At 67.2% G+C, this 16,101-nt stretch carries 16 protein-coding genes, 1 tRNA gene and 2 pseudogenes; 13 read left to right on the forward strand and 6 right to left on the reverse strand.

What is annotated here, in order from left to right:
• Positions 1-12: 12 nt before the first annotated feature.
• The 12 genes and pseudogenes from INT40_RS04885 to INT40_RS21315 all read left to right on the forward strand — a co-directional run.
• Positions 13-279, forward strand: a complete 267-nt coding sequence (locus INT40_RS04885; RefSeq protein ID WP_193095652.1) for a DUF6112 family protein — start codon at positions 13-15, stop codon at positions 277-279.
• Between the two features lie 123 nt (positions 280-402).
• Positions 403-723 carry a DUF6112 family protein gene (locus tag INT40_RS04890; protein WP_193095653.1) on the forward strand — a complete coding sequence of 107 codons (321 nt, stop codon included), beginning with the start codon at positions 403-405 and terminating at the stop codon, positions 721-723.
• Positions 724-762: 39 nt separating this feature from the next.
• Positions 763-2,274, forward strand: coding sequence for a conjugal transfer protein TrbL (locus INT40_RS04895; RefSeq protein WP_193095692.1), 1,512 nt, complete (start codon positions 763-765; stop codon positions 2,272-2,274).
• 7 nt (positions 2,275-2,281) lie between these two features.
• Positions 2,282-3,745 carry an SCO6880 family protein gene (locus tag INT40_RS04900; RefSeq protein ID WP_193095654.1) on the forward strand — a complete coding sequence of 488 codons (1,464 nt, stop codon included), beginning with the start codon at positions 2,282-2,284 and terminating at the stop codon, positions 3,743-3,745.
• A gap of 102 nt (positions 3,746-3,847) precedes the next feature.
• A complete protein-coding gene (locus tag INT40_RS04905; protein WP_193095693.1) occupies positions 3,848-4,708 on the forward strand; it encodes a hypothetical protein in 861 nt (286 codons plus the stop codon).
• Positions 4,705-6,192 carry an ATP-binding protein gene (locus tag INT40_RS04910; RefSeq protein WP_193095655.1) on the forward strand — a complete coding sequence of 496 codons (1,488 nt, stop codon included), beginning with the start codon at positions 4,705-4,707 and terminating at the stop codon, positions 6,190-6,192. Before INT40_RS04905 ends, INT40_RS04910 begins: the two co-directional genes overlap by 4 nt.
• Positions 6,192-6,758 (forward strand): hypothetical protein, encoded by a 567-nt coding sequence (locus INT40_RS04915; RefSeq protein WP_193095656.1) that lies wholly within the window; start codon positions 6,192-6,194, stop codon positions 6,756-6,758. Before INT40_RS04910 ends, INT40_RS04915 begins: the two co-directional genes overlap by 1 nt.
• A 26-nt stretch (positions 6,759-6,784) precedes the next feature.
• Positions 6,785-8,536 (forward strand): type IV secretory system conjugative DNA transfer family protein, encoded by a 1,752-nt coding sequence (locus INT40_RS04920; protein ID WP_193095657.1) that lies wholly within the window; start codon positions 6,785-6,787, stop codon positions 8,534-8,536.
• Between the two features lie 83 nt (positions 8,537-8,619).
• Positions 8,620-9,087 carry a single-stranded DNA-binding protein gene (locus INT40_RS04925; RefSeq protein ID WP_193095658.1) on the forward strand — a complete coding sequence of 156 codons (468 nt, stop codon included), beginning with the start codon at positions 8,620-8,622 and terminating at the stop codon, positions 9,085-9,087.
• A gap of 18 nt (positions 9,088-9,105) precedes the next feature.
• Entirely contained in the window at positions 9,106-9,732 is a 627-nt protein-coding gene (locus INT40_RS04930) for a hypothetical protein (protein WP_193095659.1), read from the forward strand.
• Positions 9,732-9,929, forward strand: a complete 198-nt coding sequence (locus INT40_RS04935; protein WP_193095660.1) for a hypothetical protein — start codon at positions 9,732-9,734, stop codon at positions 9,927-9,929. The genes INT40_RS04930 and INT40_RS04935 overlap by 1 nt, the downstream gene beginning before the upstream one ends.
• 146 nt (positions 9,930-10,075) lie before the next feature.
• A pseudogene (locus INT40_RS21315) lies at positions 10,076-11,164 on the forward strand (recombinase family protein); the annotation flags it as partial.
• Here the strand turns inward: INT40_RS21315 and INT40_RS20530 are convergent.
• The 5 genes and pseudogenes from INT40_RS20530 to INT40_RS04970 all read right to left on the reverse strand — a co-directional run.
• Positions 11,147-11,632, reverse strand: a complete 486-nt coding sequence (locus tag INT40_RS20530) for a hypothetical protein (protein ID WP_226830811.1) — start codon at positions 11,630-11,632, stop codon at positions 11,147-11,149. The pseudogene INT40_RS21315 and the gene INT40_RS20530 sit on opposite strands and share 18 nt — an antisense overlap.
• Before the next feature lie 133 nt (positions 11,633-11,765).
• Positions 11,766-11,838 (reverse strand) — tRNA-Ala (locus INT40_RS04955).
• 54 nt (positions 11,839-11,892) lie between these two features.
• Positions 11,893-12,477 (reverse strand): GNAT family N-acetyltransferase, encoded by a 585-nt coding sequence (locus tag INT40_RS04960; protein ID WP_101572323.1) that lies wholly within the window; start codon positions 12,475-12,477, stop codon positions 11,893-11,895.
• A 47-nt stretch (positions 12,478-12,524) separates the two neighbouring features.
• The gene (locus tag INT40_RS04965; RefSeq protein WP_193095662.1) at positions 12,525-12,698 is read right to left on the reverse strand and encodes a hypothetical protein; all 174 of its coding nucleotides are present in this window, start codon (positions 12,696-12,698) and stop codon (positions 12,525-12,527) included.
• A 142-nt stretch (positions 12,699-12,840) separates the two neighbouring features.
• Positions 12,841-13,185: pseudogene (locus INT40_RS04970) on the reverse strand (MarR family winged helix-turn-helix transcriptional regulator); the annotation flags it as partial.
• Between the two features lie 66 nt (positions 13,186-13,251).
• Here INT40_RS04970 and INT40_RS04975 point away from each other — a divergent pair.
• A complete protein-coding gene (locus INT40_RS04975) occupies positions 13,252-14,505 on the forward strand; it encodes an MFS transporter (protein WP_101572319.1) in 1,254 nt (417 codons plus the stop codon).
• 68 nt (positions 14,506-14,573) lie between these two features.
• Here the strand turns inward: INT40_RS04975 and INT40_RS04980 are convergent, their stop codons facing one another.
• Positions 14,574-16,022 carry a DHA2 family efflux MFS transporter permease subunit gene (locus INT40_RS04980; protein WP_101572368.1) on the reverse strand — a complete coding sequence of 483 codons (1,449 nt, stop codon included), beginning with the start codon at positions 16,020-16,022 and terminating at the stop codon, positions 14,574-14,576.
• Between the last annotated feature and the right edge of the window lie 79 nt (positions 16,023-16,101).

The following is a 16,101-nucleotide window of genomic DNA, read 5'->3' on the forward strand; positions in this document are numbered from 1 at the left end:
GGGCTGAGCGGCATGGACGTGTTCCCCGACTTCGACGGCCTCGGTGGGATCGGCGACCTGCGCGAAGTGATCGGCGCGCTGCTCACCTTCGTCCTGGTGATCGCCGTGTTGATGCTGATCGTCTGCGCCCTCATCTGGGCACTCGCCACCGCCAACGGCCAGCACGCCACCGCCACCAAGGCGCGCATCGGCGCGTGGACCGCGCTCGGTGCCGCGGTTCTGGCCGGCGGCGGGGTGGCGTGGCTGAACTGGCTCATCGACCTCGGCCAGCACCTCTGACCCCCTTGCCCGCGAACCCTCGCGCCGCGTTCTTAGGACTGTGGGGCGGGCGGTGCACCTGACCGACAAACCCATCCGCGTTCCCCGCCCTCCGGGGCGGGTCCGTCCGTCAGGAGACCCACCGTGTTCGACCTCATCACCACCGTCCTGGCCGCACCCGCACTGGTGCCGATGAACATCAACATCGACCCCAACGACTCCGGTCTTCCCGGCATCGCCCAGCTGCGCACCATCGTCGGCGCCGTCATGACCATCGGCCTAATCCTGTCCGTCCTCGCCCTGATCATCTCGGCGATCGTGTGGGGCTTCGGCGCCAACTCCTCCAACCCGCACCTGGCCGGCCGGGGCAAGGTGGGCGTCCTCGTCTCCTGCGGCGCCGCAGTGATCTGCGGCGCGTCGGTGACGCTGATCAACTTCTTCTGGAACGTCGGCCAGCAGGTCTGACCCACCCCCTCCATCAACTCGATCTGAGGAGTGATTGCGGTGGGTGTGTGCGATGTCCCCATCATCTCGGCCGTGTGCGACACCGCCGGCGAAGCCGCCGCCTCGCTGGTGGCGGCGCCGTTCGACTGGCTCGCCCAAGCCATGGGCGCCGCCGCCGGCTGGTTGTTCGAAGCCGTCTGGACGGTGTTCGACACCACCACCCTGGTGGACGTCACGAGGCCCGAGTACGTGGCGGTCTACAACATCCTGTTCGGCATCGCGGTGTTCGTGATGCTGATCTTCTTCTGCCTCCAACTCATCACCGGACTCATCCGCCGCGACCCCACCGCCCTCTCCCGCGCCGCGCTCGGTCTAGCGAAGTCCGTGCTCGGCAGCTTCGTCGTCATCACCCTGACGGCGTTGTTGTTGGAGATCGTGGATCAGCTGTGCGTCGGGATCATCCAGGCCGCCGGCGAGACCACCGAGTCGATGGGCGACAAGATCACCCTGCTGGCCGCCGGCCTGGTCGGCATCAACATCGCCGCACCCGGGGTGGGGGCGATCATCACGATCTTCCTCGCCGGCCTGGCCATCAGCGCGGCGGCCATCGTGTGGCTCTCCCTCCTCGTGCGAAAAGCGCTGCTACTGGTGGCGATCGTGCTCGCACCCCTGGCGTTCTCCGGCGCGTCCTGGGATGCCACGCGGGGGTGGATCGGCAAGTGGGCGATGTTCGTCATCGCGCTGATCTGCTCCAAGCTGGTCCTAGTCGTCATGTTCCTCGTCGCCGTCACCCAGGTCGCGGCGCCGATCGATGGCGACCTGTCCTCGGTCAGCGATCCGATCGCCGGGATCGTGCTGATGGCGATGGCCGCCTTCGCCCCCTACCTCACCTACAAGTTCCTGTCCTTTGTGGGCTTCGACATGTACCACGCGATCGGGTCCGAGCAGGACGCCAAGACCGCCCTCAACCGGCCCATCCCGACACCGAGCAAACCGGCCGGCGACGGCCCGCAGAAGGTCCTCGACGGAGGCAACAGCGGCAGCGGCGGGGGCGGCAGCGGCGGTGGCGGCGGTGGCGGCGGTGGCAGTGGGAACAGCGGTGGCGGCGGTGGCGGTGCGAGCGGTGGGAAGACCCCGCCTCAGCCGAAGACTCCGACACCCCAGGCCGCGGGGAGCACTGCCGGGGCAGGCGGAGGGAAAGCCGCCGCCGCCGGCAGCGGATCCGCCGGCGCGAGCGGCACAGCTGGAGCTGGTGCAGGTGCAGGTGCAGGTGCTGCGGCGGCTGGTCCGGCCGCAGCGGCGGTGATCGCCGCGAAGGGCGCCAAGGACGCCGCCACCGCTGGCCCCCAGGCCGGCACAGCGCTCGGCAGCCAGGGAGAGACCGCCGCCGACGCCGCCGGGCAGTCCGGCAGCACCCCACCGCCATCGCAAGCGCCCCCGCCATCGAGCCCCACGCCCAAGCCGTCGTCCACGCCGGCACCCACGGCACCGTCGACCGGTCCCTCACAGCCGGAGCCGCGTCCGCCGAAGCCGCCACCACCGCCGGCGCCGAAGCCCACCGGGAAGGAGTGAGGCAGCCATGACCTCGAAGCAGAAAGAGCCCTCGACCGCGCTGGTGCCGGTCAAGTTCTCCCGCCTGACCCGCCGCGGCATCCTCCTCGGCCTCTCGCTCTCCCAACTCATCACGCTGTCGACCGGTGTTCTCTCGGTCGTGGTCGCGCTGTATGCAGGCGGTGGCATCCTGCTGGCCTACACCGCGCCGGTCTGGGTGCTCGCCGCCGCCCTGACCTGGGTACCGGTCGCCGGGCGTCCAGCCGTGGAATGGCTGCCCGTCACCGTCTGGTGGCTGTGGCGTGCGACCGGCGGCCAGCTTCTGTACCGGCGCCGCATCGTTGCCCCACGGCCGGCCGGCACGCTCGCGCTGCCCGGCGACATGGCCCGACTGCGTGAATACACCGACCCCGACACCGGTGCCGGGATGGTTCACGACCCTCACCAGCAGACCCTGACCGTGGTGTGCGAGGTGACCCATCCCGCGTTCGTGCTGCTCGATCCCGGCGAGCAGGAACGCCGGGTCACCTCCTGGGGCCGGGTGCTGGCCACCGTGTGCCGCTCCGGGCGGATCGCGACCCTTCAGGTGCTGGAGCGCACCCTGCCGGACTCCGGCACCGGGCTGGCCGAATGGTGGGCGACCCACGGCACCGCCGACGACACGTGGGCCGCAACCACCTACGCAGAGTTGATCGAGCGTGCCGGCCCCGCCGGGGAACGCCACGCCACCACCGTGTCCCTGAGCCTGGACATGAAGACCGCCGCGCGGCAGATCAGGACCGCCGGGGGCGGCATCCGGGGTGCCGCCGGCGTGCTGCGCCAGGAGATGTCCACCCTCACCGCCGCCCTACGCTCGGCCGACCTCACCCCCTCGGGCTGGCTGAGTCCGGGGCAGATTGCCGTCATCCTGCGCGCCGCGTACGACCCGGCCATCGCCGCCACCTTGGCGCGTCACGGCGAACTCGGCCAGTACCTCGCCACGGCCGGACCCGTGGCCGTCAACGAATCCTGGACCAGGCTGCGCACCGACTCCGCCCACCACGCCGTGCTGTGGATCAATGAGTGGCCGCGCTCCATGGTCTACCCCGGTTTCCTGTCCCCGGTGCTGCTCTCCACCGGCATCCAGCGCTCGTTCTCGCTGCTGTGCACGCCGATGCGCTCGGACCAGGCGGCCCGGGACATCCGCAAGAAGAAGGTCGAACACATCTCCGACCAGGCCCAACGCGCCAAGATCGGGCAGATCGAAGACGCCGCGCACACCGCCGAATACCACGACGTCCTCCAGCAGGAAGCCGACCTGACCGCCGGCCACGGCGTGCTGCGCTACACCGGCCTCATCAGCGTCTCCGCACCCACCGTCGACGAACTCGACGCCGCCGTGGCCGCGATCGAACAGGCCGCCATCCAAGCCTCCTGCGAGACCCGACTGCTGGTCGGCCAGCAGGCCGCGGCGTTCACCGCCGCCGCGCTGCCGCTGTGCCGCCACATCTGACCCAACTCACTGCGGGGTGAGGCTCACGGTGGGGGCGTGCGTGCACCTGACAGGCGAGCCCCGGATGCCGGGGTTCTCCGTTCTCGCCCACAGGAGGCGCTCATGCCCACGTTCCATGACCCGCTCAAAGATGCCGCTGAAGCATCCGAAGCGCTGCGCGGTCTCGCGCACGCCAGCCGGGTCTTCGACGATCCGGCCGACACGTACGCGGTGTTCGGTGACCTGGTGGCCAGCGTGCGGTCGCTGCGGCAGGTGCTCGACCAGCTCGCGAACACGCATTTGAGCCACCGCGACCGTGCCCACGATGACGACGGCGACCACCTCGCAGGATCGGACAGCGTGTTCGCTGCCGCCGACGAGCTGCACCACGCCGGCACCCTGCTCGACCAGGCCCAGGACCGCCTCGACGCCGCGTTCGGCCACTCGGGGCGGATCGCCTGGCACCCCGAGCCCGCCGTCTCCCACGAGGCGCCGACCGATACTGCCGAGCGGCGGTGGGTCTCCGTGGTGTTCCTCCAGGGCGAGGAGGCCGAGGAGGTGCTGGACCTGATCGACCGCGACGGCACCGACCCCGCGATCACCCACCTGGCCCAGTGGGACTTCGGGGAGGAGACCACCGACGCCGCCATGGAGAACGGCTACGTCTACGACGCACCCCCGACCGGGGCACTGGACCGGGTCGTGACCGAGGGCGACTACGCCCTGACCTATAACCCGGCCATGGGGCACGTCAGCCTGCTCCGCCAGCACACCGTCCCACCCGATACGGAACTGGACGACGCCGATGTGGTGCCCGCTCGCCAAGCCATCGCCGGCGTCGGTTCCCTCGACACGAGCACATCGCATGCCACCCGCACAGCAATGCAGGAACGGCCACTGCGGACATCGCCCGCGACGCAGGAGGACTGGTTCGCCGGACCCGCCCGCACGGCCGGGCCGGCAGGGCGGGGGCTGTCCCGATGAGCGCGCGCGAGACCGAAAGGCTGCACACCTCGGTGCTGGTCGCTCCGGCGAAGGAGCGACGCCGGCTGCGCAAGCAGCGCCGGGAGGCGGCCGCCCGCCTCCAAGCCGAACAGCGCCGCACCGAGCAGGCGGCAGCGCGAGCAAAGACCGAGGCCGAGCGCGCCGAACGCAAAGCCACGCGGTATCTGCCTGCCGCCGGTGAACCCGGACCGGCAGCGCTGCGCACACCCGGCAGATTCCACCTCCCCCGGCACCAGGACACGTCCGCGACGTTGGCCGGCGCGTATCCGTTCGTCGCCGAGGGCGGTCTCGGCGCCGACGGAGTGTTCGTCGGCCAAGACCTCTACTCCGGCGGCTCCTTCGTCTACGACCCCTGGGTGCTCTACGCCCGCGGGGTCATCACCGCCCCCAACCTCGTCCTGGCCGGGATCGTCGGCTCCGGCAAATCCTCCCTGGCGAAGTCGCTCTACACGCGATCGTTGCCGTTCGGGCGGCGCGTGTACGTGCCCGGCGATCCCAAGGGCGAACACACCCGGGTGGCCGAAGCGGTCGGCGGACGAGCGATCGTCCTCGGCCACGGCCTGAACACCCGCCTCAACCCCCTCGACGAGGGCCACCGACCATCCGGGCTCTCGGATGCGCAGTGGGCCACCACGGTCGCCTCCCGCCGCCGCGACCTCATCGGCGCCCTGGCCGAAACCGTCCTCGCCCGCGGGCTGACACCCTTGGAGCACACCGCGATCGACCTGGCACTGACCAAGACGGTGCGGGAAAACACCGTGCCGATCCTGCCGATGGTCGTCGACCGCATCCTTCGACCGAACGACGAAGCAGACGGCAGGTTGGCCGAAGACGGCCGGCTCGTCGGCCACGCCCTGCGCCGCCTGGTGGCCGGTGACCTCGCCGGCCTGTTCGACGGACCCTCGACCGTGGCGTTCGATCCCGACCTGCCGATGATCTCCCTCGACCTGTCCCGGGTCACCGAGAACTCCACGCTCATGTCGGTGTTGATGACGTGCTCGTCGGCGTGGATGGAATCGGCCCTGCTGGACCCGGCCGGTGGGCAGCGCTGGGTGATCTACGACGAAGCCTGGCGGCTGATGTCCCATCCTGCCCTGCTGCGCCGGATGGATGCGCACTGGAGGCTGGCACGTCATTACGGGATCGCGAACATGCTGATCTTCCACAAGCTCTCCGACCTCGACAACGTCGGCGACGCCGGCTCCGCGATGCGCTCCCTCGCCAACAGCCTCCTGGCCAATGCCGAGACCCGGATCGTCTACCGGCAGGAGTCCGATCAGCTCGGCCCCACCGCCCACGCCCTCGGACTCACCGGCACCGAACAGAAACTCCTCCCATCCCTGGGGGTCGGGCAGGGGCTCTGGCGGATCAAAGACAGGGCCTTCGTCACACAACACCAGCTGCATCCGGCCGAGCTGGAACTGTTCGACACCAGCTCCCGGCTGACCTCGGGAGTGAAGTGATGACCCGCACACCCCCACACCGCACGCCCCCGCACAAGCCCGAGGAGACCCCGGTGGTGCTGCCCCACGTCGTCATCACCGTCACCGAGACCGGCGCCCTGCGCGTCACCGTCGACGGCACCGACTTCCCGCCGCCATCAGAGGCAGAGACGTGGACGCGGGGCAGCTTCGGAACCCTCCTGGACGCCATCACCGCCGACCGGACGATCACCGTGCGCATCGAGGTCCGCGAAACCGACGGAACCGTGTTCACCGACATCATCCATGCCCGACGCCGAACCCCGCCACCCGCCGATGCCGAACCAAATGAGCCAGCCTCGGGGCGGGGGAAGCACACGACGAAGCCCCGCGGCCCCGCGCTGGCCGAGGTGACCGCAGACGGGTTCGTGCCAGGCGAGGACGTCGCCGTCGCCATCATCGTCTCCCACACCGACGCCACCGGCACCGGGGACGCCCGCACCCTCCTCGACCTCGACCGCCTCCGGCAGGTCCTGCGCGACGGGACGGGTGAGGTTGTGTTGCTGGGCCGCGTCTCGGGGACCCTGCATGTGCGGCGGCTGCCGTGAGCGCACCGCAACGGCAGACCGGAAGCATGGGCGAGGAGCTGACCAACGCCGCCCTGATCGGCCTGGTCGGCATGTTCGGGGTCGCGCTCATCCTGCGCGCCGCAGGGTCCGTCGCGGCGTTCCTCACCGGCACACACCAACCCGAAGCCGGCCCGGCCGCAGGACTCGGGGTGCTGTTCAACCCCGGTGACCCCGCAAGCGCGCTGGCCGCCGATGGCCTGCACCCGGTCGCCTACTGGATCACCACCGCGGCCCTGCTCACAGGGCTCATGGCCACCGGTGCATGGGTGTGGGGCCGGTTACGACGGCACTCACGGAAGGTCGAGCGTGACCCGCGGCGCCTCGCCGGGACCGCCACCAGCCAGGAAGTCGCCCAGACCGCTTCGGGCAAGGCGCTGCTACGCCGCGCCGGGACACTTCGGCCCTCACTGAGCGATCCAGTGCCGTCGGATGTCGGCTATCGGATTGGTACCTCCAAGGGGCGTGAGGTCTGGGCGAGTGTGGAGGACTCGATCCTGCTCATCGGTCCACCCCGATCCGGCAAAGGCCTGCACATCGTGATCCCGGCGATACTCGACGCGCCCGGCGCCGTCGTCACCACCAGCACGCGGCCGGACAACCTCACCGCCACCCTCCGCGCCCGACAGCGCATTGGACCAGTGGCGGTGTTCGACCCCCAGCACCTCGCCGATGGCGTCCCGGCGGGACTGCGCTGGTCACCTATCCGCGGCTGCGAAGACCCGCTGACCGCGATGATCCGCGCCACCGGCCTCGCCGCGGCCACCGGGCTGTCCGCCGGTGGGGTCGAATCCGGGGGCTTCTGGGAAGGCAAAACACGCACCGCCCTCCAAGCCCTCCTGCACGCCGCCGCCCTCGACCACCGGCCACCGGCCGAACTGTTTCGGTGGACCCTCGACCCGAGTGCGGCAGCCGAAGCCGTCGCCATCCTCACCAACAGCACAAAGGCGGCGACCGGGTGGGCGGATTCCCTCGGGGCGATGATCGACGCCGACCCGAAGACCCGCGACTCCATCTGGCAGGGCGTGGCGCTGGCACTCGGGGCGCTGGCCGACCCCCGCGTCCTCGACGCCGTGACACCACGACCCGGTGAGGACTTCGACCCCGAACACTTCATCACCGAACGCGGCACCCTCTACCTGCTCGCCACCGGTGCCGGTGCCGGCGCATCCGCCGCCCTGGTGGCAGCGTTTGTCGAAGACCTCATCGAAACCGCACGGAAGATCGCCGCGCGCTCACCCGGCGCCCGCCTCGACCCGCCCCTGCTGCTCGCGCTGGACGAGATCGGCAACCTGGCCCCCTTGCCGTCACTGCCGACGCTGATGGCCGAAGGCGGGGGCACCGGCATCACCACTCTCCCGGTCTTGCAGTCGCTGGCGCAGGCACGGGACAAGTGGAACGAGAACGCCGCCGGCGCGATCTGGGACGCCAGCATCGTCAAGATCATCCTCGGCGGCGCCTCCAACAGCCGTGACCTCCAAGACCTGACCACCCTGATCGGCGAACGCGACGAATACACCGACTCGGTGACCCTCGGCGACCACGGCACCCGCTCGAACCAGCGCTCCATCCGTCGCGTCCCGATCCTGCCGCCAGACCGAATCAGAACGCTGCCATTCGGCACCGGTATCACCCTCCTGCGGTCGGCACCGCCCATCGTCACCGACCTACGTGCCTGGCCGGCCCGGCCCGACGCCGCCAAGTTGAAGACCGACCGGGCAGAGATCGAAGCGCTGCTGCGCCACCCCGCGCAGTCCTGAGCCCTGCATGGGTAGGGGCGTGCACCTGACTGACACAGCGACCACGTCCTGGTGGTCGCGACTGATCGTCAGGAGAAAGTCCGATGGCTATCCGCACGCAGCAGTCCATCTCGGGGTTCATCGCCACCGATCCGCAGCTCACCACCACGGAGAACGGTGACGCAAGGTTCTATGCCCGGTTCGGGCAGGAGAACTACCGCAAGGACCCGGACGGGTCCTTCACGAAGCGAGAGCCGAGCTTCGGCAACCTCGTGCTGTACCGGGCCACCGCCGAACGCGCCTACGAGCGGTTCGCCAAAGGCGACAACTTCGTCGCCGAAGGCTACGCGCACGAGTACTCCTACACCCGCGACGGGCAACAAATCGAGGGCGAGGAGTTCGTGGCCAAGAAGATCGGCCACGATACCGCCCGGACCCGCTACGAGGTGGACCGCACACCCCGCCGGACCGGTGTAGCCGCAGAGCGCGAGAGCGCGACCCGTGAGCACAATCGAGCGTTCAACCCGCCTCAAACCCGGCCGGCTGCCGATGCTCCGGTGCTGGGCCGCTGAACCGGGAGGAACAGCATCATGAGCGACCACATGCCGCCCCCGGAGCCCGACGAGAGCGACCTCGATGACGACCTGGACGACGACTTCGGCGATGAGATGGCCAATGAGTCGGTGGGCGGACCGCCGCACCCGGTGAACTGGAACCTGCTCTCAGCCCACGACCTGGAGCAAGAATGGCTGGAACTGAACCGGTGGATCGACTGGCTCCGCCACACCTACGGGCTCCCCGCCGCCGTGATCCCACCGTTCTGGCACCACCACCCCGAACTGGTCTGGGAGCTATCTGCCCTGCACCTGCACTGGCTATGCGCCTACGACGCTGAACAGAACGGCTCCGCACCCATCGGCTGGCACCGCGACTTCGCCGACGCCAGGGTGCGACTGCGCGACTGGATCGCTGCTTCCGGCACCCGCCTCGACCGAGACCGCCCCACCCGGCAGACCACCTGGCCCGGCGAAATGCCCGCACCACCGGTGGAGGACAACGTGATCGCTGACCGTGACGATGAGTTCGTCGACTTCGTCCGCGAGCAGGTCCGACAACGGCAAGCCGCCGAGGACGCGTTCTTCGCCACCATCGACGACGCCACCGGTGAACTGTTCGACCATCGCGCCGGTGACCAACGTGAGCAAGGCAAGCGCTGATGGTTCGCTCTTATTCGCACAAGACCGACCGGGCCGACGCGGACCGGCCGGTCCGCGTTCGATTCGACCGGCGCGAGGAGATCGACGCTGAGAAGGTCGCCGAAGTCCTCATCCGCCTCGCCCTGCGAGCATCCGACGACGACGCCACCGCCCAAGCAGGCAAGCACCTCCGACAACTGCTCACACCCGGACGGTAGAATCAGAGGCCAACACGACGACCACGGCGTCGCTGGCACAGACCCTAAACCCCCTTCAGGGGTGTTCTTTTCGAATCCTGACGTGACCGCCATCCGGCGCCCCAGACACCCAACCCACAGTTGGGCACCTGAAAGGCAGTCACACCATGACGTTCCTCGACCTTCCCTCCGGCATCGACCTCGCAGCACTCCGCGCCCTGGCAACTGACAAACGACGCCAGATAGCCGTGACCGGTGAGGAAAAACCTGACGGGCTGGTACCGGCGATCACCTACCTGCGGGTCTCCACCAAGGACCAGGCCACCCGCAACGGCCTCGAAGAAGGTCTGTCCATCCCCGCCCAGCGAGAAGCCGCCCAGCGCAAGGCCGAACAGCTCGGCGCGGTCATCGTCAAGGAGTTCATCGAGCCCGGCGAGTCCGCCAAGACCGCCCGCCGCCGCGCCTTGCAGGAGATGCTCGACTACATCGCAGCCAACCCGGTGCGGTACTGCATCATCAACAAGGTCGACCGACTCGCTCGCAACCGGCTCGATGACGCGATCATCCACTCCACCCTGCGCGGGGCCAACATCACCCTGGTCTCTGTCACGGAGAACATCGACGAGTCCCCCTCCGGCATGCTCATGCACGGCATCCTCGCGTCGATGGCCGAGTTCTACTCCCTCAACCTGGCCCAGGAAGTCCTCAAAGGGATGACGCAGAAGGCCTCAATCGGCGGCACCCCGACCAAAGCGCCGTTGGGCTACCTGAACGTGCGCACCACCGACGCCAAGGGCCGAGAGGCCCGCGATATCGAATTGGACCCCGACCGCGCCGACCTGATCCGGTTCGCGTTCACCGCCTACGCCACCGGCGACTGGTCCCTGTCCTCGCTCGCACGTGAGTTGAAGACCCGTGGCCTGACAACCCGGTCCACGCCCTCCCAGCCGGCGAAGCCGGTCACCACCACGGGGCTGCACAAGGTCCTGACCAACCCCTACTACCAGGGCACCGTCACCTTCCGCGGCGTCACCTACGACGGCGCCCACAGCCCGCTGGTCGACACAGACACCTGGCTGCGCGTCCGGACGCAGCTCGATGCGAAGAACGCCGTCGGTGAGCGGCCCCAGAAATACGACCACTACCTCAAGGGGACCGTGTGCTGCTCGTGCGGCGCCAAGCTCATGATCGAACGGCCCCGTGACAAGCAGGGTGATCGCTACGAGTACTTCACCTGCTCAGGGCGACGCAAGAAGAACGGCTGCACCCGCTCGGCGATCCTCGCCGAACGGATCGAGGACCGCATCGAACGCGACTACGGCACCAACGGGCTCACCAATGAGGAAGCCGAGCACGTCAGCCAGGTCCTGCATCAGGTGTTCGCCCAGCTCGAAGCCTCCAGCGACGATGAACGCGCCGTGCTGACCGCCCAGCGCGACAAGCTCGAAGCCGAACGCCTCAAGCTCGTCCAGGCCCACTACGCCGACGCCATCCCGCTCGACCTGCTCAAGAGCGAACAGGACCGCATCCGCACCAGCCTGGACGCGATCACCAACCGCCTCGACAGTCTCGCGACCACCTACCACAACGCTCACGAGGGACTCGATCAGATCCTCGGTGTCCTCACCGACCTCGGGGACCTCTACAGCAAGTGCGAACCTGCTGAACGCCGCATCCTCAACCGCGCGCTGTTCAAGCGGATCATCATCGACGAGGACGAACACGTCACGTTCCTACCAGCCGAGCCGGCTGCCGCTGTCCTCGCTCAGGAGCACCGGGGCGAGACGCCCCAACCGGACCCGGACGCGAACCTGCCCCGCCATCAGGCGGGGCAGGTTTCGAATTTCTCAACTTACGTGGAGGTAAGGGGACTCGAACCCCTAACCCCCTGCTTGCAAAGCAGGTGCGCTACCAATTGCGCCATACCCCCTGGAGTACAGGCCGATATTACCCGCATGAGGAGGGCCGATGCAATCGGAGCGGTCTATGACGACCTGTCCAACTGCATCACCACACGATTCGAGCCTCCCACCTCGGACACGGTGTCAGCGACCTTCATAAATCCTTCCTTCTCGAACATCGACCGCAGGCCCGGGTAGGTGAAGATCGGCGCCATCTTCTCGGTCGTGTCAAGAGGATAAGCTTCGATCACCTCGGCGCCGTTGTCCCAGGCAAAATCGATTGCGCCTCGGAGAACATACTGTCCGATTCCACGTCGACGTTTCCCACCACGAGTGCGCAGGCAGAAGATCGACCACGGCTCCACCTCGCCGAGGTGGGGGTACGTTTCCGCATCCGCGAGCTCCACGACCTGCGATCGTGGAGCCACCGACGCCCAACCGACGACTTCCCCGTCACAGTACGCCAGGATTCCTGGTGGGTGCTCCTGGGTGCAGAGTTCTCGAACCGTTTGCCGCCTCTGCACAGCATCGAGCTTCGCAGCTTCTCTGCTGCCCAAGCGATAGGTCAGGCACCAGCAGGCAATGGCATTGGGGCTGCGCTTGGGCCCGAGCATCGTCTCTACATCATTGAAGCGTTCGATTCCGGCGGGTCGGATCTCAACTGTCATGAGCACTTCCTCAGCTCTGAGTACTTCCTCTCATCGTGGGTAGCATCCTACGCTCCTCGAAAACAGTAGACGAGTCCCCACCAGTCCACTCCCGAATCGGTGACATTCGGAATATGCCAGACCTGGCTGATCGCCAGCATCGAGTCCCATAGCTCGACAGGTGAATCCAGCAGGGTCAGCAGGAACGAAGCGAGGAGACCGACCCACGCAGCCAGGGACACGATGTGCCGTGCACCATCCGGGACCCGTCAAGCTCACGCATGAGGAGCTTGTGGCTCAATGAGGGTCGATGGAACAGCGCATGCTGCCGAAGCCACGGGCTACCGCCGACTGCTCCAGAGGGGACCGACCAGCACCCTGAATTCAGACCGCGACCTGCTCGGCGTAGACGGCAGCGACAAGTGGCGCCAGCTCAGGCATCTGCCTGGCTTCAGTCAGCGCGGCTTCCAACACCTCATCATGGGTTGGCCTCGCTGCGTCCAACAGCGTCCGTCCCGCGGCGGTCAACTCTGTGTAGATCCCGCGGCGGTCATCATCGCAGAGGACCCTGGTGAGCAGGTCTCGATTCTCAAGGCGGGTCACCAAACGCGTCGTCGCGCTGCTCGACAGAGCCGCGGCTCGGGCCAGCTGGCGCATGCGCATATGCCATCCGTCCTGGCGACTGAGTGCGTCGAGGACAGTGAATTCCACTACCGATAGGCCATGCTCGCGCGGCCTATTGCACGCGCACTGAACTATCGCACCGACGGTACACATTTCTGGAAGGTCACCACCATGCCACTCGCATTGCTCGCACTCGCCATCGGCGGGTTCGGAATCGGACTCACAGAGTTCGTCATCATGGGTCTGCTGCCCGAGGTGTCTGCCGACTTCGGCGTCACCGAAACCGTTGCAGGCTACCTCATCTCCGGTTATGCGCTTGCAGTGGCGGTCGGAGCGATCGTGCTCACGGTCGCCGTGACAAGGCTCAACCGTAAAAGCGCACTCATCGGCCTCATGGTCCTCTTCATCATCGGCAACGTCCTCTCGGCGCTCGCACCGAGCTACGAACTCATGATGCTCGGCCGCATCATCGCAGCCCTCTGCCATGGAGCCTTCTTCGGCATCGGCTCGGTCGTTGCCGCGGGTCTCGTCGCTCCCAACCGTCAGGCCGCGGCCATCTCGATGATGTTCGCGGGCCTGACCAGTGCGAACGTTCTCGGTGTGCCGCTGGGAACGTTCTTGGGTCAAGCCACCGGTTGGAGGTCGACCTTCTGGGCGATCAGCATCATCGGTGTCGTCGCACTCATCGGCATCATCGTGGTCATCCCCGCCTCAGCTGCACAGGTGCAGAAGACCGGCAGCATCCTCGGGGAATTCCGCATCTTCGCATCCGGGCAGGTCTGGGCTTCGATCCTCATCACGATCCTGGGCTACGGCGGGATGTTCGGAGCATTCAGCTATATGGCCTTCACCCTCACCGGCGTGTCCGGATTCGCCAGCTCGACCGTGCCGTGGCTGCTGGCGCTCTTCGGAGTGGGACTGTTCATCGGAAACTTCCTCGGCGGGCGTTCTGCGGATAAGAACATCGGGATGACGCTGCTGGTCCTGCTCATCGGGCTCGTCATCATTCTGGCCGTCTTCTCCCGGGTCGCCGGCAATCAGATCGGGACCATCATCGCCCTGTTCTTCATGGGCGGCTTCGGCTTCGCCGCCGTGCCTGCGCTGCAGATGCGCATCATGATCCACTCGAAGGAGGCGCAAACCCTGGGGTCGGGAACGAACATCGCCGCCTTCAACGTGGGAAATGCCGTCGGTGCCTGGATCGGTGGCCTCACCATTGCGTCCGGTCTCGGCTATTCGTCTCCGCTGTGGGCCGGCTCGTTGGTCACGGTTGCAGGTCTCATCGTCTTTCTCATCGCCGGCTTCGCACGCGGTGGAGAGCTGCGAAGGACCTCGAAGACACCGGGAGGAACGGAACAAGCGGCGCACGACATTGAGGATGATGCGTCGGCGAACTCTTCCTCCCCGAGCGCTCAATCGGTCTGAGACCGGCCCGATGCACGTCCGGGGCCACACCAAAGCATGGTGTGGTCCCGGAATGGGATGTCCTCAGATCAGGTGGCAGGTGTCTCCGGGGCCAAGGGGGCCGCCTCGGCGGGGGCATCCTCCTGGTCTTCGGGCTTCTTGATGAAGAAGGAAAGGATCACGGGCACCAGGGCGATGACTGAGGCCAGCAGGAACGCATTGTGCGCTCCCGGGGCACCGGACTCCGCGACGGTGCGTCCGGCGGCCTCACCCGAATGCAGGGCGGAGGAGTAGATGGAGATGAGAAGCGCGGTTCCAGCCGCTCCGGCCACCTGCTGCATGGTGTTGAGCGCCGCGGATCCGTGTGAGTACAGTTTCCGTTCAAGTGATCCCAGTGAGGCGGAGAACAGGGGTGTGAACGAAGCGGCCAGTCCAAGTGACATAACAGTTTGGATGACGACGAGGACCCACGTGGGCGTGCCGATGCCGACCATGGCGTAGGAGAACATCGCCCCAGCGATCATGATCGATCCTGGAATCAGCAGGGTTCTGGGGCCGCGTGCGTCGTAGATTCGTCCCATGACGGGAGCGAGGACGCCCATGAGGATCGATCCGGGCAGAAGGACGAGACCTGACTGGGTGGCGTTGAGGCCGGCGACGTTCTGCAGGTAGAGCGGAAGCAGGGAGAAAGTGCCGAACATGGCCAGCGAGACGACGGCCATGATGATGACGGCGATGACATAGTTCTTCGCGGTGAACACACGCAGATCGAGCAGCGCCCGGTCCTCCTTCTGCAGCATCAGCTGTCGCCAGGCGAAGAGACCCAGGAAGACGAGTCCGGCTGCGATCGCCGTCCAAGCGAAGCCGGTGGTGGAGCCGCCTCCACCTTCGCCGCTATGGCCGCCGCCGAACTGGCTGAGGCCGAAGACGATGCCACCGAAGGCGAAGACCGAGAGCACGACGGAGACATAGTCGATCGGAGCATGGGTGCTCTCACCCAGGTTGGTCATCCACTTGGCGCCGAGGCCAAGGGCGATGAGTGCGATCGGAAGGACGATGGCGAAGAGCCAGCGCCACCCCAGGGAGTCGAGCACGATGCCCGACATCGTCGGACCGATTGCAGGGGCAAGCGAGATGACCAGGCCGACCCGACCCATCATCCGACCCCGCGAGTGAGGAGGAACGACATTCATGATGGTCGTCATCAGCAACGGCATCATGATGCCGGTGCCGGCAGCCTGGACAACGCGCCCGACGAGCAGGACGGGGAACCCTGGAGCCACGAGACAGATCAGTGTGCCGGCGGAGAAAAGGATCATTGCCGCCAGGAAGATATGGCGGGTGCTGAAACGCTGCAGAAGGAAGCCCGTCGTGGGAATGACGACGGCCATGGTCAACATGAACGCGCTGGTCAGCCACTGACCGAGTTCCGGTGGGATCCCCAGCGAAGCATTGAGCTCTGGGATCGCGATGGCCATCGTCGTTTCATTGAGGATCGCGACGAACGCGGCCACCAGAAGCAGCCAGATCACCCGCATCCCGGCTGGATCGATGGAGTCAGCCCGCGGGTCGTGGGAACGAGAGGGGGAGATGTCGCTGGACAAAGAGATGCTCCGA

The organism is Brevibacterium sp. FME17 (genome assembly GCF_014897515.1).
Lineage (GTDB): Bacteria > Actinomycetota > Actinomycetes > Actinomycetales > Brevibacteriaceae > Brevibacterium.

Excerpts from the sequence above, each read along its gene's own strand:
- INT40_RS04885 (WP_193095652.1), top strand. The coding sequence starts at position 13 with ATGGACGTGTTCCCCGACTTCGACGGCCTCGGTGGGATCGGCGACCTG.
- INT40_RS04900 (WP_193095654.1), top strand. The coding sequence starts at position 2,282 with ATGACCTCGAAGCAGAAAGAGCCCTCGACCGCGCTGGTGCCGGTCAAG.
- INT40_RS04905 (WP_193095693.1), top strand. The coding sequence starts at position 3,848 with ATGCCCACGTTCCATGACCCGCTCAAAGATGCCGCTGAAGCATCCGAA.
- INT40_RS04910 (WP_193095655.1), top strand. The coding sequence starts at position 4,705 with ATGAGCGCGCGCGAGACCGAAAGGCTGCACACCTCGGTGCTGGTCGCT.
- INT40_RS04915 (WP_193095656.1), top strand. The coding sequence starts at position 6,192 with ATGACCCGCACACCCCCACACCGCACGCCCCCGCACAAGCCCGAGGAG.
- INT40_RS04920 (WP_193095657.1), top strand. The coding sequence starts at position 6,785 with ATGGGCGAGGAGCTGACCAACGCCGCCCTGATCGGCCTGGTCGGCATG.
- INT40_RS04925 (WP_193095658.1), top strand. The coding sequence starts at position 8,620 with ATGGCTATCCGCACGCAGCAGTCCATCTCGGGGTTCATCGCCACCGAT.
- INT40_RS04930 (WP_193095659.1), top strand. The coding sequence starts at position 9,106 with ATGAGCGACCACATGCCGCCCCCGGAGCCCGACGAGAGCGACCTCGAT.
- INT40_RS04935 (WP_193095660.1), top strand. The coding sequence starts at position 9,732 with ATGGTTCGCTCTTATTCGCACAAGACCGACCGGGCCGACGCGGACCGG.
- INT40_RS04960 (WP_101572323.1), bottom strand. The coding sequence starts at position 12,477 with ATGACAGTTGAGATCCGACCCGCCGGAATCGAACGCTTCAATGATGTA.
- INT40_RS04975 (WP_101572319.1), top strand. The coding sequence starts at position 13,252 with ATGCCACTCGCATTGCTCGCACTCGCCATCGGCGGGTTCGGAATCGGA.
- INT40_RS04980 (WP_101572368.1), bottom strand. The coding sequence starts at position 16,022 with ATGCGGGTGATCTGGCTGCTTCTGGTGGCCGCGTTCGTCGCGATCCTC.